The 19,763-nt window shown below is 64.9% G+C and carries 13 protein-coding genes; 9 read left to right on the top strand and 4 right to left on the bottom strand.

Annotated features, from left to right (window positions below):
* The first annotated feature begins 124 nt into the window (after positions 1 to 124).
* Together JQ587_RS29000 and JQ587_RS28995 are read left to right on the top strand one after the other, a co-directional pair.
* Complete coding sequence (locus JQ587_RS29000) at positions 125 to 1,921, top strand: adenylate/guanylate cyclase domain-containing protein (RefSeq protein ID WP_212297234.1); 1,797 nt, start codon at positions 125 to 127, stop codon at positions 1,919 to 1,921.
* Between the two features lie 199 nt (positions 1,922 to 2,120).
* Positions 2,121 to 4,922, top strand: coding sequence for a di-heme-cytochrome C peroxidase (locus JQ587_RS28995; RefSeq protein WP_212427622.1), 2,802 nt, complete (start codon positions 2,121 to 2,123; stop codon positions 4,920 to 4,922).
* Positions 4,923 to 4,999: 77 nt separating this feature from the next.
* Here JQ587_RS28995 and JQ587_RS28990 read toward each other — a convergent pair whose 3' ends face one another.
* A complete protein-coding gene (locus JQ587_RS28990; RefSeq protein WP_212297236.1) occupies positions 5,000 to 5,947 on the bottom strand; it encodes an alpha/beta fold hydrolase in 948 nt (315 codons plus the stop codon).
* A 235-nt stretch (positions 5,948 to 6,182) separates the two neighbouring features.
* Between JQ587_RS28990 and JQ587_RS28985 the strand changes: the two genes are divergently transcribed.
* Together JQ587_RS28985 and JQ587_RS28980 are read left to right on the top strand one after the other, a co-directional pair.
* Positions 6,183 to 6,644: an Hsp20 family protein gene (locus JQ587_RS28985; protein ID WP_212297237.1), complete on the top strand. Its 462-nt coding sequence runs from the start codon at positions 6,183 to 6,185 to the stop codon at positions 6,642 to 6,644.
* Positions 6,645 to 6,960: 316 nt separating this feature from the next.
* Positions 6,961 to 7,731 carry an alpha/beta fold hydrolase gene (locus tag JQ587_RS28980; protein WP_212297238.1) on the top strand — a complete coding sequence of 257 codons (771 nt, stop codon included), beginning with the start codon at positions 6,961 to 6,963 and terminating at the stop codon, positions 7,729 to 7,731.
* Positions 7,732 to 7,786: 55 nt separating this feature from the next.
* Here JQ587_RS28980 and JQ587_RS28975 read toward each other — a convergent pair whose 3' ends face one another.
* Positions 7,787 to 8,542: a hypothetical protein gene (locus JQ587_RS28975; RefSeq protein WP_212427621.1), complete on the bottom strand. Its 756-nt coding sequence runs from the start codon at positions 8,540 to 8,542 to the stop codon at positions 7,787 to 7,789.
* Here JQ587_RS28975 and JQ587_RS28970 point away from each other — a divergent pair.
* The 3 genes from JQ587_RS28970 (at position 8,541) to JQ587_RS28960 (ending at position 15,359) form a co-directional block, all read left to right on the top strand.
* Positions 8,541 to 8,717: a hypothetical protein gene (locus JQ587_RS28970; RefSeq protein WP_212297240.1), complete on the top strand. Its 177-nt coding sequence runs from the start codon at positions 8,541 to 8,543 to the stop codon at positions 8,715 to 8,717. The two genes, JQ587_RS28975 and JQ587_RS28970, sit on opposite strands and share 2 nt — an antisense overlap.
* A 315-nt stretch (positions 8,718 to 9,032) precedes the next feature.
* On the top strand, positions 9,033 to 13,766 hold the full coding sequence (gene gltB / locus JQ587_RS28965; RefSeq protein ID WP_212427620.1) for a glutamate synthase large subunit: 4,734 nt from the start codon (positions 9,033 to 9,035) through the stop codon (positions 13,764 to 13,766).
* Positions 13,767 to 13,907: 141 nt separating this feature from the next.
* The gene (locus tag JQ587_RS28960; RefSeq protein WP_212297242.1) at positions 13,908 to 15,359 is read left to right on the top strand and encodes a glutamate synthase subunit beta; all 1,452 of its coding nucleotides are present in this window, start codon (positions 13,908 to 13,910) and stop codon (positions 15,357 to 15,359) included.
* Between the two features lie 219 nt (positions 15,360 to 15,578).
* Here JQ587_RS28960 and JQ587_RS28955 read toward each other — a convergent pair whose 3' ends face one another.
* A complete protein-coding gene (locus JQ587_RS28955; protein ID WP_212427619.1) occupies positions 15,579 to 17,321 on the bottom strand; it encodes an outer membrane beta-barrel protein in 1,743 nt (580 codons plus the stop codon).
* 193 nt (positions 17,322 to 17,514) lie between these two features.
* Between JQ587_RS28955 and JQ587_RS28950 the strand changes: the two genes are divergently transcribed.
* A complete protein-coding gene (locus JQ587_RS28950; protein WP_212427618.1) occupies positions 17,515 to 18,522 on the top strand; it encodes a KpsF/GutQ family sugar-phosphate isomerase in 1,008 nt (335 codons plus the stop codon).
* A gap of 90 nt (positions 18,523 to 18,612) precedes the next feature.
* Here the strand turns inward: JQ587_RS28950 and JQ587_RS28945 are convergent, their stop codons facing one another.
* A complete protein-coding gene (locus JQ587_RS28945) occupies positions 18,613 to 19,164 on the bottom strand; it encodes a carboxymuconolactone decarboxylase family protein (protein WP_212427617.1) in 552 nt (183 codons plus the stop codon).
* A 71-nt stretch (positions 19,165 to 19,235) separates the two neighbouring features.
* Between JQ587_RS28945 and JQ587_RS28940 the strand changes: the two genes are divergently transcribed.
* Positions 19,236 to 19,613 (top strand): winged helix-turn-helix transcriptional regulator, encoded by a 378-nt coding sequence (locus tag JQ587_RS28940; RefSeq protein ID WP_212427616.1) that lies wholly within the window; start codon positions 19,236 to 19,238, stop codon positions 19,611 to 19,613.
* The last annotated feature ends 150 nt before the right edge of the window (positions 19,614 to 19,763 follow it).

Below are 19,763 nucleotides of genomic sequence, written 5' to 3'. Positions count from 1 at the left end.
TTTGCAATGCGGATCATACTTTCGTTCGGCATCATCTGCTCTATAAAGGCACGGTTTTTGAGATGCGGGATTCGAAGCGGCTGCCACGCGGTCGCTGGCCCCTCTCCCTTGGAGCTCCGAGGATATGGAAAGACGTCTGGCCGCCATCGTCTGCGCCGATGTCGCCGGCTATTCGCGCATGATGGGCACTGACGAGGCCGGCACCCATGCCGTCTTCAAGGCCCATCGCAGCGCGATCCATCCCATCATCCTCAATCATGGCGGCCGTGTCGTCAAAAACACCGGCGACGGCTTCCTGCTGGAATTTCCCTCCATCGTCGGCGCCGCCGAAGCCGCGATCGCGATGCAGGTGCTGATGGCGGAGCGCAACCACCATCTGCCCGCCGACCGCGCCATGCAGTTCCGGCTCGGCATCCACATGGGTGACGTCATCGCCGACGAGGACGAAGTGTTCGGCGACGACGTGAACATTGCCGTCCGCCTGGAATCGGTGGCGAGCCCCGGCGGATTCGCGATCTCGGCCAAGGCTTATAAGGAAGCAAGCAAGCATCTCACCGTGCCGCTGGTGGACGGCGGCAACCATCGCTTCAAGAACATCAAGGATCCGATCGGGGTCTGGACCTGGACGCCCGAGGGCGCGCCCGCGCTCGCGCCCGAGCTGAAAGAAGGATCGGCGCTGTCGCAAGCCTACCGCACCGCGATTGTCGGCGTGCTGCCCTTTGCCAATCTCAGCGACGCCCAGGACGAATATTTCTCCGACGGCCTGACCGAGGATCTGATCCACGCACTGTCGCTGCAATCCTTCTACCGCGTGCTGAGCCGCAACTCGACCTTCGCCTTCAAGGGCAAGACGATCAGCACCCGCGTGATCGCACGCGAGATCGACGCCACCTACCTGATCCAGGGTTCGGTGCGGCGCTCTGGCGCCAAGATCCGCGTCACCGCCGAGCTGATCGCGCCGGAAACCGGCGAGCAGCTCTGGACCGGCCGCTACGACCGCGACATCGGCGATCTCTTCGCGATGCAGGACGAGATCACGACCAATTTGTCCGCCGCGATCGCCACCGAGATCGTCCGGGCCGAGGCCTCCGCGCCCGCGCGCCCAACCAACGACATCACCGCCTGGGACCGCTTCCTGAAAGGCCTGTCGCATTATTACCGGCAGACCAAGGAGGATTTGAGCACGGCCGTCGACCTGTTCCGGGAGGCGATCGCGCTCGATCCCAAACTGTCGATCGCACACGCCTATCTCGCCACGATCCAGATCCAGAGCATCCAGTTCGGCTGGGTCAAAGGCACGCGCGAGATGTGGGCCGAAGCGATGGCGCTTGCCGAAACGAGCGTCCGGCTCGACCCGCGCTCGTCCTTTGCGTTCTCGATCCTGTCCTGGGCGCACGCGATGGAAGGCCATGACGAGGCGGCGATGGACGCCGCCAAGCGCGCGGTCGCCCTCAATCCCTACGACATGGGCGCACGCGGCGTGCTCGGCATCTGCCATTTCGTCATCGGCGAGCACAAGCAGGCGATCGAGCTGTTCTCGATGGCCGCCCAACGCGACAACAGCGACCCGCGCTATCAATGGGCCGCGCTGAACGCCTTCAGCCACTACCTCGTCCGCCAGTATGACGCGACGCTGTCCTGGGCTCGCGAGCAGCTCTACATCAACCCGAACCACATGCAGGCGCTGGCGATCCGCGCCGCGGCGTTGGCGCAATTGGGCCGGACCGGCGAGGCGGCCGAGGCGACGGGCGTGCTGATGAGCAATTACCCGACCCTGAATGTCGACCGCCATTTGCGGAATTTTCACTGGAAACGGCCCGAGGACATCGCGCATTACCGCGACGGGCTCCTGAAGGCGGGCGTGCCGGCCAGCAAGCTCACTCTGGTCCAGAGCGACATCAGACGCGCCGCCGAATCCTGAGGGCTAATCCTGAAGGTCGGCCCGGGCACGCGCCGCGATCTCACGCCCGGCTTTATTGACAGCTGAGTGGATTCAGCCACATTTCGTTCACACGCTGAAGTAGTATAGCTGCGCCGCGTCCGCTGTCTGTTTGTTAGGACTTTCCGCGCTTGATCGGCGCGGCCGCATTTCACGATTCGTTTGCTTTGGGATTTTGCCGATGGATGCCTCCCGCAAGAAGCCGCTCGATCCCTCAATCGAAGTCTCGCCGAACAATCCCTGTCCCTTCCTGCGCGGCCTCGTCGGCGAAGGTCTTGTGGATGGCGGCACCGTCCCGCTTCGAACGCTGTCGCAGACCATCGCAAATGCAAGCGGCGAGACCGGACTGAAGAAGACTTCGGCCCGCATCCAGGTCCGCGGCGTCGCGCTGATCGCCAACGGCGCCTGTCACATCCTGCAAAGCATCTTCTGGGGCGCGCAGCTCAATCGCTTGCGCGGCGGCCCGCTCGACAAGCTCGGCGCCGGCTCGCGCATCCTCGGCGTCGACGGCAAGGTCGACGAGGACGAGATCACGCGGCTCGCCGGTTTCGGCGCCACCTATGCAGATCCCGACGGCGGCACGGAGGTCGGCCTCAACGCCTCGCAGATCCAGACCTTCATGAACGACAATCTCAAGCGCGCCTGCAATCAGGCGCGCTGGTACTACCCGATCCTGATGAAGTTCGAGTGGCCGGTCCTGCTCAGGATCATGGGCAAGGGCCAGGGCGACGACCGTTATCTCAGCGTGGCCGAGGTGAGGACATTGTTCAACGAGCGCAAATTCCCGGACAGGATCAGCCAGCGGGTCGTCAGCAAGCCGGTCACCCCGCCCTCGCTTGTCTTGCGCGCCGCCGGCGGACTGGTCGCCGCGCTGCTCGTCTTTGGCATCGTGGCGCTGCGCTTTCCCGATCAATTTCAGCCGATGCTACCCCACGTCATCGGCCAGTTCGTCGCCCCGCCGTTGCCGAAGCTCGTCGAACCCAAGGCCGCGTACTGGCTCGAGCAGAATTGGGCGCTGGAGGACCGGCACTGGTTTCATCACGCCAGCCAGGGCACCGCGACTTTCCCGGTGCCCTATAGCTGGTTCATGGCGCTCGAGCAGCCGCGGCTTCACTTCTTCGCGAGGCCCGGAATGCTGCATGACAGCGACCATCTGCAGCGCTTCGGCTTCATCCCGAGCCCGCAGACGATCAACACCGACGACGCCACGCTGCGCCGCTACGGCTATGCCAACGTCTACGACAAGACAAAGCCGGTGCCGGCGCGGCTTTGGGACCCGCCGGTCAATTGGGGAGCGCAGGCCGACAACGTCGACGGCCTGCCCGTCGGCTTTGCGCGCATGACCGGCGTGCCCGATCCCGCGACCGGCAAGGTCGGCGAGGACCGGATCGGCCTGACCTGCGCCGCCTGCCACACCGGGCAGATCCACTACAAGGGCATCGACATTCGCTTCGACGGCGGCCCGGCGATGACCGACCTCAGGAAGCTCGAGGTCACCACCGGCCTCTCGATCGCCTACACGCTCCTCGTGCCGGGCCGCTTCACGCGCTTTGCCGACCGTGTGCTCGGCCCTTCCGCCAGCGACGCCGACCGCGATACCCTGAAGCAGAAACTGAGTACGATCGGCACATTCCTGGCCGACTGGGAGAAGACCTACGACAAGACCATCGCGGGCAAGACGAGGTTCAACGAGAAGACGAAGCGGGACGAGCAGCAGCAGGACACCGAGGAGGGTTATGGCCGCCTCGACGCGCTCAACCGCATCGGCAACCAGGTCTTCTCCCAGGACATGACGCTGAGCGGCCTCAGCGGCTTCGAGAAGAATCTGCACGCCAAGGACGCACCGGTCAGCTTCCCGCCGATCTGGACCGTGCCCTGGCTCAAGTTCGCGCAATATGACGCGTCGATCGAACAACCGCTGATCCGCAACGCCGGCGAAGCGCTTGGCGTGACCGCGCTGCTCAATCTGTCCGACACGACGCCAAGGGACACGCTGTTCCGATCGTCGATGGACATCAAGAATCTGAACTGGATCGAGGATCTGCTGAAGGGGTCGGCGCCCTATCCCAAGAAGCAGCTCTCCGGACTGACCTCGCCGAAATGGCCGTCGGACATCTTCGGCGATGATGCGTGGAAGATCGATGGCGACCGCGTCAAAAGCGGCCGCAAGCTCTATGCGGAGATCTGCGTCGAATGCCATCTCGGTCCGGTCAACGATCCCGTCTTCGACGCGGAATTCCCGGAGCAGAGCGTCTGGGCGTCGCGGTGGGAAACCATCGGCGACGACAAATTCCTGAACGAGGTACAGAAAAGCGCCAAGGGCATGGGGACCGACCCCGCCCAGGCCAGCGTGCTGGCAACGCGGACGGTTCAGGTGCCGGGCTTTCTCAAGCTCGATCCCACGCAGAAACTCAATGCCTGGTGGAACTGCAATCTGCCGGATATTTCGTCGACCGACATGCCGTACTCGCTTGGCCTGATGGTGCTCGTCGACATCGTCAGCCGCAAGGCGATGGACGATGCCAAGATCGATCCGAAGGTTCAGCAGGCCTGGTGGGGTAAGCGCAAGAACTGCCCCGATCCGGGTCCGCAGCCGCCCGACAAGCAGGAGAAGGGCCCCTGGTATCGCGCGCGTCCGCTCAACGGCGTCTGGGCCACCGCGCCTTATCTCCACAATGGATCGGTGCCTTCGCTTTATTGGATGCTGAGCCCTGCGGCCGAGCGGCCTAAATCGTTCTGCATGGGCGGCGGTCGCGACTACGATCCGAAGCAGGTCGGCTTCGCGGTCGCCGACGGCGAGAGCTGCAAGACCGGGCAGTCGCGCTTTTCGACGCGAGCACCCGATGGCACCGAGATGTACGGCAACAGCAATGCGGGCCACTCGTTCGACGGCACGCCAGGCCCCGGCAAGGACGGCACCATCGGCCGCGTGCTCAAGGAGCAAGAGCGCTACGATTTGATCGAGTACCTGAAGACGCTGTAGCACCTCGTCATCGTCATGCCCGGGACAAGCCCGGAGTTTGTGGAACGGTCAGTGGCGCGGAACGCGTCCGAGCCGCCTCACTTGAACAGCGGCGTCCCCGGCACGAAGGCGTCGAAGGCCGCCCAGAACTGGGAGCGGTAGCGGTCCTGCTCCTGCAGAATCTCGTGCTTCGAGCCGGCGATCACGAGATGGGAGCCGGCGCGCAGATGGTAGGCGAATTCCTCGATCGCCGCGGTCGAGACCACGGTGTCGTTGGAGGCCGCCAGCATCAGGATCGGCTGACGGATCTCGGAGGGATAGCTCAGGCCCTTGAAGGTTCGCATCGCGCGGAATGCGGTATCGGCCCAGGCCACCGTCGGCGACGCCAGGCCAAGCGTCGGGTCCTCCTCCAGAATTGCAACGTTGCGCGCATAGCGCACGGGATCGCTGGTCAGGGGATTGTTGATGAAGGGAGACAGCCCGGTGAGTTGGTCGCTGCCGCCGGGAACGTAACCGCCGCCCCGCCCCAGCAGGCGCATCGCCTTCAACAGCGCCCGCACCGGAAACGAGGTGGCGCGACCAGGCAGGTCGATCATCGGCGCCGACAGCACCATGCGGTCGAACCAGCGTTTCTGCGCATGTGCGAGGCGCAGGAGCACCGCTCCGCCCATGGAATGGGCCAGCGCGAAGTACGGCGGCGGACAATCCGGCAGCACCACCTGCTGCACGAACGCCTCCACGTCGATCTCGTAATCGGAGAAATTGCGCACATAGCCCTTGCGCGGATCGCGCAGGCGGCGCGAGGAATGGCCCTGCCCGCGCCAGTCGATCATCGCCACCGCAAAGCCGCGATCGCGCAAATCGCGCACGGTCTCGAAATATTTCTCGATCTGCTCACTGCGTCCGGTGAAGACGCAGACGGTGCCCTTGCGGTTGGCCGGCGGCGCCCAGCGCGCGAAGCGCAGTTCGACCCCGTCTGGCGTCTTGATGAAGCCGCTGACGACGTCTTCGGGTACGGGGTTGGAGGGAATCGAGACCAGCGTCATGATGGGAAGTGCTTGGGCGCCAAGTGCTGTGAAGCAAGTGCTGCAAATCAAGGGGCGGGAGCGCCGAAAAGGCGCCATTGCCGCCCTCTTGAACGCCGTCTGGACCCACCCATATCATCTGAGTGCAGGCCGCTACCAGTGTTTCGGAACCGGAACATCAGGCTGCACACAGACGAAAGCCCGGCCCGATTGGCGGGCGGGTTACCTGAACAGTCGCTCAATGGAGGACTTGACCATGCGTACCTACGATCTCACCCCGTTCTATCGTTCCACCGTCGGCTTCGATCGCCTCTTCAACTTGCTCGACCAGGCAGGCTCTGACGGCAGCCCCGGTTATCCCCCCTACAACATCGAGCGCACCGGCGAGAACGCCTACCGCATCACCGTCGCGGTCTCCGGCTTCGCCAAGGATGAGCTCTCCATCGTCGCGAAGGAAAACACGCTGACGATCAAGGGCGAGAAAGTCGCAGGCGAGAACTCGAAGTCCGAAGTGCTCTATCGCGGCATCGCCGCCCGCGCCTTCGAACGCGCCTTCCAGCTTGCCGACTTCGTGCAGGTGAAGGACGCCTCGCTCGAGAACGGCCTGCTCCATGTCGACCTCGTACGCGAGATTCCCGAAGCCAAGAAGCCGCGCCAGATCGCGATCAACGCTGGCCCAACGAAGGCGCAGGTGATCGAGAGCTCGGTCGCCGCTTAAGCGCGCACGCCGCTTTCAGGTTGCGAAAACGCCCCGGTGCCCCGGGGCGTTTTTTCGTTTTTGCGCGGCTCTCTACGCATCGTCGTCCCGGCGAAGGCCATACCGCGTGATCTATCGAGCATGCACGGCGGGAGTACCAAACTCCAAGTCTTCGCCAAACATCGCCCGGTGGCTATGGGTCCCGGCCTTCGCCTGGACGGCACCGTTTGTTTGGCTGCCCTTTTTGCACCGCATCACAGAACGGTGAGCCGTGTAACGCCACGGCGTCCCGCTCCGTCCTTTGGACATCGCATCCAAAACAAGACGGAGAACGATCATGACTTTCTGGCGCAGCCTTTTCGTCGCCGCGAGCCTGCTGGCGGCTCCCATCAGCCTGGCCCATGCACAGACCCCGCAGTCCGTGAAGGCCAAGAACGTCGTGCTGGTGCACGGCGCCTGGGCCGACGGCTCGAGCTGGTCGGAGGTGATCCCGATCCTCCAGGCCGCAGGCCTTCACGTGACGGCCGTGCAGAATCCGCTTTCGTCGCTTGCGGACTCCGTCGAGGCGACCAAACGCGCGCTGGCCGAGCAGGACGGTCCGACGGTGCTGGTCGCGCATTCCTGGGGCGGCACCGTGATCAGCCAGGTCGGCACCGATCCGAAGGTCACCGGTCTTGTCTACATCGCCGCACGCGCGCCCGATGCCAACGAGGATTTCGTCGCGCTGTCGAAGCAGTTTCCGGCGGGCCCCGCGCGCGCCGGCATCGTCGAGCGCGACGGCTATACGAAGCTTTCGGAAGACGCGTTCCTGAAATATTTCGCCAACGGCGTCGCGCCGGAGCGGGCGAAGGAGCTCTACGCCGTGCAATGGCCGACGGCCGCCTCGATCTTCGCCGGCCGCACAACTGAAGCTGCCTGGCACTCCAAGCCGAGCTGGTATGCGGTGTCGAAGAACGACGGCACCATCAATCCCGATCTCGAACGTTTCCTCGCCAAGCGGATGAACGCAACCACGATCGAGCTCGACGCCGGCCACCTCTCGCTGGTGTCGCATCCGAAGGACGTCGCAAATTTGATCCTGGACGCTGCGGGCTATCCGCGGAGCTGAAGCACAGATGCTGTGAGGCAAAAGCGCCCGCGTCTTCGGGCGCTTTTGTCTTGCTCTAATCCAGCCCCTGCGCGGCCGGCATGTCCTGCGTCGGCAGGATCGTTGCGGCCGGCTTGGCCTGGCCGACGGTCGGAGCGGCGGCTTGCGGCGCGGCTTCGACGGGCTTGGCCTGCACGGCGGCGGTCTGCTGCGCGGGCTGGGCCTGCTGCGCCGTCTGATCTGCGGGCTTGGCCGCCACCGGGGTCTCGGCGCGCGGCGGGGCGGCCTTGGGCAGCGGCACGGTGCGGCTGGCAACATGCGGGATCGGCGCGGGCGGACGCGGCGGGCCGCCACGGACCATGGTCGGCGGCGGCAGCGCGCTTTGGGGCCGGTAAGGCACCACCGCAGGCCCCTCATAGGCGGGCGCCATGCCATAGGCATCTGCGGCCGGCATGAAGCGGATGATCCGGCCGTCGCGGGCGTCGATCACGAGCCGGCCATCATCGCCGCGGCGGTCGATCACCGCGATGGTATAGACAGCGCCGCGCAGGCGCGGGATGCCGAGTGGCGAGAAGCCGTTTTCGCGGAGCACCGCGTAGACCTCGGTGGGCGGCAGCAACGCCGGCGCCGGGCCGCGCTCCTCATAACCATAGCCGTAACCGTAACGCGGCGGCGGAGACGGCCCAGCTTCGCCCGGCCCGTACGGCCCATCGAAATCCGAGACCGAGATCATGGCCCCGCCCCCGATACCGCTCGATGGAACTTGCGCCTGGGCAGCAGTTGCAGCCAGCACCAGCGTGGTGGCAGCCACACATCCTGTGAAAAACTTCATGGTCGACACGCTCCTGTCAGGCCCCCCGATGCTCGCGCTCTTTCGCTTCTTGCGGCGTGGCGCGCCTTTCGAAGGGCTGATCCGGAGCTTCATCCGGGATTTCGGCGCCGCTTGGGCCGGATCGCGGCGCGTTTGCTTCAAAACCGGGGCCGCGCAACTTTCGGAAAGCGATTGATTGACATATCGGGAATCGGGACTTCCGCGCGCTTGTGTGATAGACAAAAATTTGGCAAGGTGATTGTTAGGACAGGAAGACTGTCTCAATTTTGCTTGCGGTCCCGGCATAGGGATTGCAACGAAAGTCGGTGCTTTCGAGCACCATAAGGCAACAGGCAAAGCCGTTCTCGGGGACGAAGAGCGCCTTGGCCTGAATTTAAGAAAATGCGGCTCGCAGCGGACGAGCGGTGACCCAGAGGCGGGTGCCGCGGAACGCCCAAGGTGCGCCGAAGATGGCGGTGAGGCAGCTCGCCGCATGGAGAGGATTGGAACAATGAACGGGTCGCAATTCGAGCGCGGAAACATCGTGGCAGAAGAGCTGTCGGCGACGGTCGCCTCGAAAACGACCGATCCGATTCAGGAACACAATTCACGCCCCAAAGCCGAAGGTCTTTACGATCCGAGCCTGGAGAAGGATTCCTGCGGCGTCGGCTTCATCGCCAACATCAAGGGCAAGAAGTCGCACGAGATCGTCTCGGACGCGCTGAGCATCCTCTGCAACCTCGAACATCGCGGCGCCGTCGGCGCCGACCCGCGCGCCGGTGACGGCGCCGGCATCCTGGTGCAGATCCCGCACGCCTTCTTCAGCCGCAAGGCCAAGGAGAACAAGTTCGAGCTGCCCGCGCCCGGCGAATACGCCATCGGCGCGCTGTTCATGCCGCGCGACACCGCTTGGCGCAACGTCATCAAGAGCATCATCGCCGACCAGGTCAAGGACGAGGGCCTGACCCTGCTCGGCTGGCGCGACGTGCCGACCGACAATTCCTCGCTCGGCGTCACCGTGAAGCCGACCGAACCCGCCTGCATGCAGGTGTTCATCGGCCGCAACGGCGTCGCCAAGACCGAGGACGAATTCGAGCGCCGGCTCTACATCCTGCGCAAGTCGATCTCGCAGGCGATCTACCAGCGCCGCGACCGCGGGCTCGCGGGCTATTACCCCTGCTCGATGTCCTGCCGCACCGTGATCTACAAGGGCATGTTCCTCGCCGACCAGCTCGGCAAGTACTATCCCGATCTGCACGAGAAGGACTTCGAGAGCGCGCTCGCGCTCGTTCACCAGCGCTTCTCGACCAACACCTTCCCGGCGTGGTCGCTGGCGCATCCCTATCGCATGATCGCGCATAACGGCGAGATCAACACGCTGCGCGGCAACACCAACTGGATGGCTGCGCGCCAGGCTTCGGTGAGCTCGGAGCTCTACGGCAAGGACATCAGCCGGCTGTGGCCGATCTCCTACGAGGGCCAGTCGGACACCGCGTGCTTCGACAACGCGCTCGAATTCCTGGTGCAGGGCGGCTACTCGCTGCCGCACGCCGTCATGATGATGATTCCGGAGGCGTGGGCCGGCAATCCCTTGATGGATGAGAAGCGCCGCGCCTTCTACGAATATCATGCCGCGCTGATGGAGCCGTGGGACGGCCCCGCCGCGATCGCCTTCACCGACGGCCGCCAGATCGGCGCCACGCTCGACCGCAACGGATTGCGGCCGGCGCGCTATCTCGTCACCAAGGACGACCGCATCGTGATGGCGTCCGAAATGGGCGTGCTGACGATCCCCGAGGACCAGATCATCACCAAGTGGCGCCTGCAGCCCGGCAAGATGCTGCTGGTCGACCTCGAGCAGGGCCGCCTGATCCCGGACGACGAGATCAAGGCCGAGCTCGCCAAGAGCCATCCCTACAAGGAGTGGCTGGAGCGGACCCAGATCGTGCTGGAAGAGCTGCCGAAGGTGCCGACCACCGGCGTGCGCTCGAACCTGTCTCTTTTGGATCGCCAGCAGGCGTTCGGCTACAGCCAGGAAGACATCACCATCCTGATGACGCCGATGGCGGCCACCGGCGAGGAAGCCGCGGGCTCGATGGGCAACGACACGCCGATCTCGGCGCTGTCGGACAAGGCCAAGCCTCTGTTCACCTACTTCAAGCAGAACTTTGCGCAGGTCACCAACCCGCCGATCGATCCGATCCGCGAGGAGCTGGTGATGAGCCTCGTCTCCATCATCGGACCCCGGCCGAACCTGTTCGATCTTCAGGGCCTCGCCACCACCAAGCGCCTGGAAGCGCGCCAGCCGATCCTGACCGACGCGGATCTCGAAAAGATCCGCTCGATCTCGGACGTCGCTGAATCGCACTTCAAGTCCCGCACGCTGGACACCACCTTCCACGCCGGTCTCGGCGCGGCCGGCATGGACCAGGTGCTGGACGAGCTCTGCGCCCGCGCCGAGAGCGCGGTGCGCGAAGGCGTCAACATCATCATCCTGTCCGACCGCATGGTCGGCACCGACCGCGTGCCGATCCCCTCGCTGCTGGCCTGCGCGTCCGTGCATCATCACCTGATCCGCACCGGCTTGCGCACCTCGGTCGGCCTGGTCGTCGAATCCGGCGAGCCGCGCGAAGTGCATCACTTCGCCTGCCTCGCGGGCTACGGCGCCGAGGCGATCAATCCTTACCTCGCGTTCGAAACCATCATCGCGATGAAGGACCGCCTGCCCGGCTCGCTCGACGACTACGAGATCGTCAAGCGCTACATCAAGTCGATCGGCAAGGGCCTGCTGAAGGTGATGTCCAAGATGGGCATCTCGACCTACCAGTCCTATTGCGGCGCGCAGATCTTTGACGCGGTCGGCCTCAAGGCGGACTTCGTCGCAAAATTCTTTGCCGGGACGCACACCCGCGTCGAGGGTGTCGGTCTTGCCGAGATCGCGGAAGAAGCCGTGCGCCGTCACGCCGACGCATTCGGCGAGGCGCAGGTCTACAAGACCGCGCTCGACGTCGGCGGCGAATATGCCTATCGCAGCCGCGGCGAGGACCATGCCTGGACCGCGGAATCGGTCGGGCTTCTCCAGCATGCTGCACGCGGCAATTCGCTGGAACGCTATCGCGCCTTCGCAAAAATCCTCAACGAGCAGTCGGAGCGCCTTCTGACGCTGCGCGGCCTGTTCCGGATCAAGAACGCGGAAGAAGAGAAGCGCAAGCCGATCCCGCTCGACCAGGTCGAGTCGGCCAAGGACATCGTCAAGCGTTTCGCCACGGGCGCGATGAGCTTCGGCTCGATCTCGCGCGAGGCGCACACCACGCTCGCGATCGCGATGAACCGGATCGGCGGCAAGTCGAATACCGGCGAAGGCGGCGAGGAAGCCGACCGCTTCAAGCCGATGCCGAACGGCGATTCCATGCGTTCGGCGATCAAGCAGGTCGCCTCGGGCCGTTTCGGCGTCACCACGGAGTATCTCGTCAACTCCGACATGATGCAGATCAAGATGGCGCAAGGTGCCAAGCCCGGCGAAGGCGGCCAGCTGCCCGGCCACAAGGTCGATGCGACCATCGCCAAGGTCCGGCATTCGACGCCGGGCGTCGGCCTGATCTCGCCGCCGCCGCACCACGACATCTATTCGATCGAGGATCTGGCGCAGCTGATCTACGACCTCAAGAACGTCAACCCGACGGGCGACGTCTCGGTCAAGCTGGTGTCCGAGATCGGCGTCGGCACGGTCGCCGCGGGCGTCGCCAAGGCGCGCGCCGACCACGTCACCATCGCAGGCTTCGAGGGCGGCACCGGCGCTTCGCCGCTGACCTCGATCAAGCATGCCGGCTCGCCCTGGGAGATCGGCCTCGCCGAGACCCACCAGACGCTGGTGCGCGAGCGGCTACGCAGCCGCATCGTGGTCCAGGTCGACGGCGGCTTCCGCACCGGCCGTGACGTCGTGATCGGCGCGCTGTTAGGGGCCGACGAGTTCGGCTTTGCGACCGCGCCGCTGATTGCGGCCGGCTGCATCATGATGCGCAAGTGCCATCTCAACACCTGCCCGGTCGGCGTCGCCACCCAGGATCCCGTCCTGCGCAAGCGCTTCACCGGCCAGCCCGAGCACGTGATCAACTATTTCTTCTTCGTCGCGGAGGAAGTCCGCGAGATCATGGCCTCGCTCGGCTTCCGCACCTTCAACGAGATGGTTGGCCAGGTGCAGCTGCTCGACCAGACCAAGCTGGTGGCGCACTGGAAGGCCAAGGGCCTCGATTTCTCAAAGCTGTTCGTCAAGCAGAAGGAAGAGAAGGGTCAGAAGATCTATCACTCCGAGCGCCAGAACCATCATCTGGAAGCCGTGCTCGACCGCTCGCTGATCGAGAAGGCGCAACCTGCACTCGACCGCGGCGCGCCGGTGAAGATCGAGGCCAAGATCAACAGCACCAACCGCTCCGCGGGTGCGATGCTGTCGGGCGCGGTCGCCAAGATCTACGGTCATGCCGGCCTGCCGCACGACACCATCCATGTCGGCCTCAGGGGTACTGCCGGCCAGGCCTTCGGCGCGTGGCTGGCCAACGGCGTCACCTTCGAGCTCGAGGGTGAAGCCAACGACTATGTCGGCAAGGGTCTCTCGGGCGGCAAGATCATCGTCAAGCCGCCGGCCAACAGCGGCATCGTGCCGGAAGAAAGCATCATCGTCGGCAACACCGTGATGTACGGCGCCATTCAGGGCGAGTGCTACTTCCGCGGCGTCGCCGGCGAGCGTTTCGCCGTGCGTAACTCGGGCGCGGTCGCCGTCGTCGAAGGCGCGGGCGATCATTGCTGCGAATACATGACCGGCGGCATCGTGGTCGTGCTCGGCAAGACCGGGCGCAACTTCGCGGCTGGCATGTCCGGCGGCATCGCCTACGTGCTCGACGAAACCGGCGGCTTCGACAAGCTGTGCAACATGGCGATGGTCGAGCTCGAGCCGGTGCTGTCGGAAGAGCTGATCAACGCCGGCACCTATCACCACTCCGGTGACCTCGAGGCGCATGGCCGGGTCGACGTGTTCAAGGACCTGCTCGATTCCGACGTCGAGCGGCTGCACGTCCTGATCACGCGCCATGCGAAGGCGACCGGCTCCAAGCGCGCCGCCGACATCCTGGCCAACTGGAAGGAATGGCTGCCCAAATTCCGCAAGGTGATGCCGGTCGAGTACCGGCGCGCGCTGCGCGAACTGGCCGCCAACGCGGACGCCGAGCCGAAAATCGCGATCGGGGCGTAATTCTCACAACGCGTCATTCCGGGGCGCGCGAGGCGCGAACCCGGAATCTCGCAAAACAACCTCCAGGCTCCGGGTCTGCGCGCGGCGCGCACATCCCGGAACGACGGAAAAGAAACCTAAGCGGCAGGGACTTCGGGTTTAATGGGCAAGATCACGGGTTTTCTCGAAATCGAACGGCATGACCGCAAGTACACCCCGGTCGCCGAGCGCGTGAAGCATTACAACGAGTTCGTCGTTCCCTTGACTGAGAAGGAAACGCGCGACCAGGCCGCGCGCTGCATGAACTGCGGCATTCCTTATTGCCACGGCACCGGCTCGGTCGCGCCGGGTACGCCCGGCTGCCCGGTCAACAACCAGATCCCTGACTTCAACGACCTCGTCTATCAGGGCAATTGGGAAGAAGCCTCGCGCAACCTGCACTCGACCAACAATTTCCCGGAGTTCACCGGCCGCATTTGTCCTGCGCCATGTGAAGCGTCCTGCACACTTAACATCGACGACAACCCGGTCACCATCAAGACCATCGAATGCGCAATCGTCGACCGGGCCTGGGACAATGGCTGGCTGAAGCCTGAAGTGGCCACTGTGAAGACCGGCAAGAAGGTCGCCGTGATCGGCTCCGGCCCGGCCGGCATGGCCTGCGCCCAGCAGCTCGCGCGCGCCGGCCATGACGTGCATCTGTTCGAGAAGTACGCCAAGGCCGGCGGACTGCTTCGCTATGGCATTCCCGACTTCAAGATGGAGAAGGGCGTCATCGACCGCCGCGTCAAGCAGATGGAAGGCGAAGGCGTCACCTTCCACTACAACAGTCATGTCGGCGCCGACGGTAATGTCGATCCGCGCGAGATGCTCAACCAGTACGACGCGATCGCGCTGACCGGCGGCGCGGAAGCCCCGCGCGATTTGCCGATCCCCGGCCGCGAATTCGACGGCATCCACTACGCCATGGACTTCCTGCCGCAGCAGAACCGCCGCGTCTCCAGCGAGCCGCTGAACGGGGTCACCGAGATTTTGGCCGGCGGCAAGCATGTCGTCGTCATCGGCGGCGGCGACACCGGAAGCGACTGCATCGGCACCTCGCTGCGCCAGGGCGCGCTGTCCGTGACGCAACTCGAGATCATGCCCGCCCCGCCCGAGCGCGAGAACAAGGGCCTGACCTGGCCGAACTGGCCGCTGAAGATGCGCACCTCCTCCAGCCAGGCCGAAGGCGCGGTCCGCGAATTCGCCGTGCTGACGCAGAAGTTTTCGGGCGAGAACGGCAAGGTCAAGAAGCTGCACTGCGTGCGCGTCGACGACAAGTTCAAGCCGCTTCCCGGCACCGAATTCGAGCTCGACGCCGAGCTGATCCTGCTCGCCATGGGCTTCGTCCATCCTGTGCACGAGGGCTTGCTCAAGCAGCTCGCGGTCGACCTCGACCCGCGCGGCAACGTCAAGGCCAACACGCTCGACTACCAGACCTCGCGCCCGAACGTGTTCTCCGCCGGCGACATGCGCCGCGGCCAGTCGCTGGTGGTGTGGGCCATCCGCGAAGGCCGGCTGTGTGCAAGGTCGATCGATACGTTCCTGATGGGGAAGACGGATCTGCCGCGGTAAGCTGCGGCTCGCTCTGCGATAGCGCAGAGCTAGACAATCATTCCGCTGTCGTCCTGGCGAAAGCCAGGGCCCATACCGCGGAATCTATCGATGGCGATCGGTTGCGGTACAGAACTGCTAGTCTTCGCCAAATCAATGCCGGTGATAATGGGTCCTGGCTTTCGCCAGGACGACACCTGAGGACTTGGCAGCGCTGTACCACCCAGCGACGCGCCGCCGCTAATTCTGCAACCTCACCCCCAGCATCACCACCGTCCCCTGTGAGCTCGCTCCCGCGACGTTCGAATCCAGGATGTCGTGGCGCAGCGTGCCCTTGATCCAGACGTTGCGGTTGAGCTTGTAGATCAGATTGCCTTCGAGCGAGTAGGTCTTGTCGTTGCGATTCTGGCCCTGGTAGTCGTAGGTGCCGTAGGTGAATTTACCGATCGCGGTGAGCCAGCGGCGGAAGTCGTGGTCGACTTCGGCGGCGTAGGTGTGCACCAGCACGCCGGAAGAGCCGGGAATCGTGGTTTCCGCGATCTGCGTGTCGGTGTTGAACTTCACCGTCGTCAGCCCGCTCGCGTTCCAGATCAGCGAGCCCGAGGTCAGGAAGCCCGAAAGCTGGCTCAACCGCGGATCGACATAGTTGCGCGCGGAATAGCCGACCGAGACTTCGCCGGTGAGGATGCGCGAGAACTCGAAGGACGAGCCGACCTTGGCGTAACCGCCGGATGAATCGCGCAGATAGCCGTTGCGATCGGCGGCCTGGTCGTGGACGCGGTTGTCGCCCTCGATCTCGACGAACGGCTTCAGGCCCGGCTTGAGCTCATAGGAGAAACGTCCGACGCCGCCATACTGGTTGAAGTCGCGGTCGTCGTTGCTGAAGGTCGAGCCGTCAGTCAGCTTGGAATCGGTATAGGCAGTGCGATCCACCGTCGCGCCCGCCGCGACCTGGAAGCGGTTGAAAGTCTGGTCGAAGCCGAAGGTGCCGCCATAGGTGGCGTAGACGGGATATTTCTGCAGACCGGCCTGCACATTCGGGCTGCCGGGATTGTCGGTGGCGAGCCGCAGGCGCAGTTGCGAGGTCAGCTTGAGGTCGCGGTCGACGTCGAAGCGGCCGTCGACATGACCGGTGAAATCGGGACGGTTGATCTCGACCGGCGACGGCGAGGGGAAGCCGTCGATCGTCGCGGGCATGTTGTTGGTGTAGCCCGAGAACGAGCCGCGCAAGTCAGCGACCAGCGCGTGGCGCTCCCAGTCGGACATCACGAGCAGATCAGGCGCAACCACGTAGACCGGCGAGCCGACCGGCTTGTTCAGGCGCGCCGGGTTGGTGTCGTAGCCGGCGGAGAGCTCGAGCCCGCCCTTGATCAGAAAGCTGCCGGCGTAATCGCCGACCGCGCCGAACGCATCGTCGTCGGCCTTAAGACGGCGGCGCAGCGGCTGACCGGGCACGTTGCCGGCCATCGCCGGCGATACCGGCGTCTTGTGCGCGGTCTCCGATGGCGGCGGTGCAATGCGCGGCGGGCCGAGAGTGGACACTGGCGCTGCAGGCGGCACCGGAGAGCCCGGGCCGGCGGCGCGCTTCGGCTTGGGCTGGCCCGGATAGAGCTTTGGCTGCTGGCGCTTCCGGTTGAGCGAATCGTAGCCGGAGCCGCTCGCGCCGTTGGCCGCGGGCAGGCCGTAGGTCGGCACCTGGCCGACGCGCGTCGTCGCGGGCGCATCGCTCTTCCTGCGCGGGTCGTCGTTGGGGTCCGGCGGCTGCGGGACCGCATCCGAGGGGGCCTGCGGCACGCCGGCCGTGCGGCGCGTCGGCAGCGTGTCGGGCGCGGCGAAGCCGCCGCGGCTGGGATTGAACAGGTCGGGTGTGAGGCTCTGGGCGGCCGCTGGGCCAGTTTCCAGCGCGGTCAGCAGCAGGCATGGCAAAGCGGCGCGGAAGGCGTACGCGCGACTGCTCCGGCCCCTACCTGGAGGCGACCCCACGATGGAATAACTCCAACGAAATCAACCACATTCGCGATGACCTCCCGCTCGCTCGCGGGAACCATCGTTAATGGAGTTAAAACAATTATGGTTAATGACCCGTTGAGGGTTTTGGAGCTCGCGTCGCCTCAGAGGCTGGGGCGTGCTAAGCAGGCCGGCAACGGGCCAATGCCCCTCCTCCCTGGACCAAAACATGCCGAGCTCGAAACCGCTGATGACCCAATCATCCGGCCCCACATCCACAAGCGTCGAATCCGCGCTCCGCACGCTGGAAACCGAGAGCGGCGGCATCAACGCGCTCGCGGCCGCCCTGCGCGGCCCACTGGGCGAGGCGTTCGCCAAGGCGATCGATCTGATCCGCAACGCCAAGGGCCGCGTCATCGTCACCGGGCTCGGCAAGTCCGGCCACATGGCGCGCAAGATCGCCGCGACCCTGGCCTCGACGGGCACGCCCGCCTTCTTCGTCCACACCGCGGAAGCCGCCCATGGCGACCTCGGCATGATCACCACCGACGACGTCATCATGGCGCTGTCCTGGTCCGGTGAGCAGCCGGAGATGAAGACGCTGGTGAACTATTCCGCGCGGTTTGCGATCCCGATGATCGCGGTGACGTCGAACGCGGCGTCCTCGCTCGGCCAGGCCGCCGACGTCGTGATCGAGCTGCCGAAGGCCCGCGAGGCCTGCCCTCACAATCTGGCACCGACGACGTCGACGATGATGCAGGTCGCGATCGGCGATGCCATTGCGATTGCGCTGCTCGAAGGCCGCGGCTTCACCGCGCTGGAGTTCGCGCATTTCCATCCCGGCGGCAAGCTGGGGGCAATGCTGAAATTCGTCCGCGACTACATGCGCACCGGCGCGGAGATCCCGGTCAAGCCTGAAGGCACCAAGATGTCGGACGCGGTGATGGAGATGTCGGCCAAGGGGCTCGGCTGCGTCTGCATCGTCAACGCCGCGAACGAGGCCGTCGGCATCATCACCGACGGCGATTTGCGCCGCCACATGCGGCCCGATCTTTTGACGGCCTCGGTCGACGACGTCATGACCACGCAGCCCAAGACGGTGCCGCCCTCGATGCTCGCGACCGAGATGATCGAGGTGTTGAACACGCGCAAGATCACGACGCTGGTCGTAACCGAGGCGGGCAAGGTGGTCGGCATCGTGCATCTGCACGATCTGCTGCGGGCGGGCGTGGCTTAGTTTCGAGTGCGGTCGTTCCGGGGCGATGCGAAGCATCGAACTATGGTGCGCAATTGCGCACCTGAGAGTTTCGAGATTCCGGGTTCACGCTTACCCCGGAAACCGCGCCGCCTTCTCCTCCAGCGGCAGTCTCAGCCCGTTCGCAAGGTACGACACCGTGCGGTAAAAGCCGCACAGCAGCATGACCTCCAGAATCTGCGCCACGTCGTAATGCGCCGATAGCGCGGCAAACTCTTCATCACTTAACGTCGCGCGGTGATGCAATCCGTCCGCCGCCGCGATCAGGGCCTGCTCGGCCGGCGACCAGCAGGGTGACGTCGCATCGCCCGCGACAGTGGCGTGGACCTCGTCCTCGGTGAGCCTCGCAGGACCGGCGAAAACCGCGACATGGACGCCCCATTCATATTCGCAACCATTCAGCGCACAGGTACGATCGATGACGATCTCGCGCTGGCGCAGGGAGAGCGGACCCGGATCAAGAAGCCCGCCGGCGCGAAACTTGTCCCAGGCGCGGGCGTGGCCCGCCATCACCCGGAACAGCACCAGCGGCGGCGCTCCGCGCATGATGCGGTCGAACTGCGCCTGGATCTCCGGGGGATAAGGCGGCGCGAGCGGGGCAATACGCGGCGTCGGGGATGACATGAGCGTCGTCCTTGCTACAATTATTGTAGCACGATGCTACATTATTCGTAGCAACACGCAAGAGGGTCGCGATGGCAAGACGAGCAGCATCAGGAGAACGCCGCGCGCGCGGCTCGCGCACCGGCCGGCCGATCATGGTGCTGCTCGACCTCCTGGGCCGGCGCTGGAGCCTGCGAATATTATGGGAGCTGCGCGATGAGCCCCTCACTTCGCGCGCGCTGCGCGCGGCCTGCGACGAGGCTTCACCAACCGTGTTGCAGGCGCGGCTGAGCGAGCTGCGCGAGGCGCGGTTCGTGGAGCTCGGAGATGGTGGCGGCTATGGGCTGACGACGCTGGGGCGGGAGCTGTGCGAGACATTCATGCCGCTGCACCGGTTTGCGGAGAGGTGGAACGTCTCTTCCCCCTCTCTCCGCTTGCGGGGTGAGGGGGAGTCTCCGCGCAGACGGTAAAAGACGGATTCGCGGAGAGTCCCCCCTCACCCGGATTGCATCTGCGATGCAATCCGGCCTCTCCCCTTCCGATGCAGGGCTATCGCATATGACCGAACAGGGCGAGGAGGAAGCTGTTGTCCCACCCCGCGCGCTTGATTTTGCGACGTA

The organism is Bradyrhizobium manausense (genome assembly GCF_018130615.1).
Taxonomy (GTDB): Bacteria; Pseudomonadota; Alphaproteobacteria; order Rhizobiales; family Xanthobacteraceae; genus Bradyrhizobium; species Bradyrhizobium manausense_A.
The sequence above is the reverse complement of the archived record's forward strand: the minus strand, read 5'-3'. Positions and strand labels throughout refer to the sequence as shown.

Bases quoted from the DNA above. Each gene is read 5' to 3' on its own strand.
- JQ587_RS28980 (WP_212297238.1), top strand. From the start codon at position 6,961: ATGACTTTCTGGCGCAGCCTTTTCGTCGCCGCGAGCCTGCTGGCGGCT.
- JQ587_RS28940 (WP_212427616.1), top strand. From the start codon at position 19,236: ATGGCAAGACGAGCAGCATCAGGAGAACGCCGCGCGCGCGGCTCGCGC.
- JQ587_RS28995 (WP_212427622.1), top strand. From the start codon at position 2,121: ATGGATGCCTCCCGCAAGAAGCCGCTCGATCCCTCAATCGAAGTCTCG.
- JQ587_RS28970 (WP_212297240.1), top strand. From the start codon at position 8,541: ATGGTCGACACGCTCCTGTCAGGCCCCCCGATGCTCGCGCTCTTTCGC.
- JQ587_RS28985 (WP_212297237.1), top strand. From the start codon at position 6,183: ATGCGTACCTACGATCTCACCCCGTTCTATCGTTCCACCGTCGGCTTC.
- gltB (WP_212427620.1), top strand. From the start codon at position 9,033: ATGAACGGGTCGCAATTCGAGCGCGGAAACATCGTGGCAGAAGAGCTG.
- JQ587_RS28975 (WP_212427621.1), bottom strand. From the start codon at position 8,542: ATGAAGTTTTTCACAGGATGTGTGGCTGCCACCACGCTGGTGCTGGCT.
- JQ587_RS29000 (WP_212297234.1), top strand. From the start codon at position 125: ATGGAAAGACGTCTGGCCGCCATCGTCTGCGCCGATGTCGCCGGCTAT.
- JQ587_RS28945 (WP_212427617.1), bottom strand. From the start codon at position 19,164: ATGTCATCCCCGACGCCGCGTATTGCCCCGCTCGCGCCGCCTTATCCC.
- JQ587_RS28960 (WP_212297242.1), top strand. From the start codon at position 13,908: ATGGGCAAGATCACGGGTTTTCTCGAAATCGAACGGCATGACCGCAAG.
- JQ587_RS28990 (WP_212297236.1), bottom strand. From the start codon at position 5,947: ATGACGCTGGTCTCGATTCCCTCCAACCCCGTACCCGAAGACGTCGTC.
- JQ587_RS28950 (WP_212427618.1), top strand. From the start codon at position 17,515: ATGCCGAGCTCGAAACCGCTGATGACCCAATCATCCGGCCCCACATCC.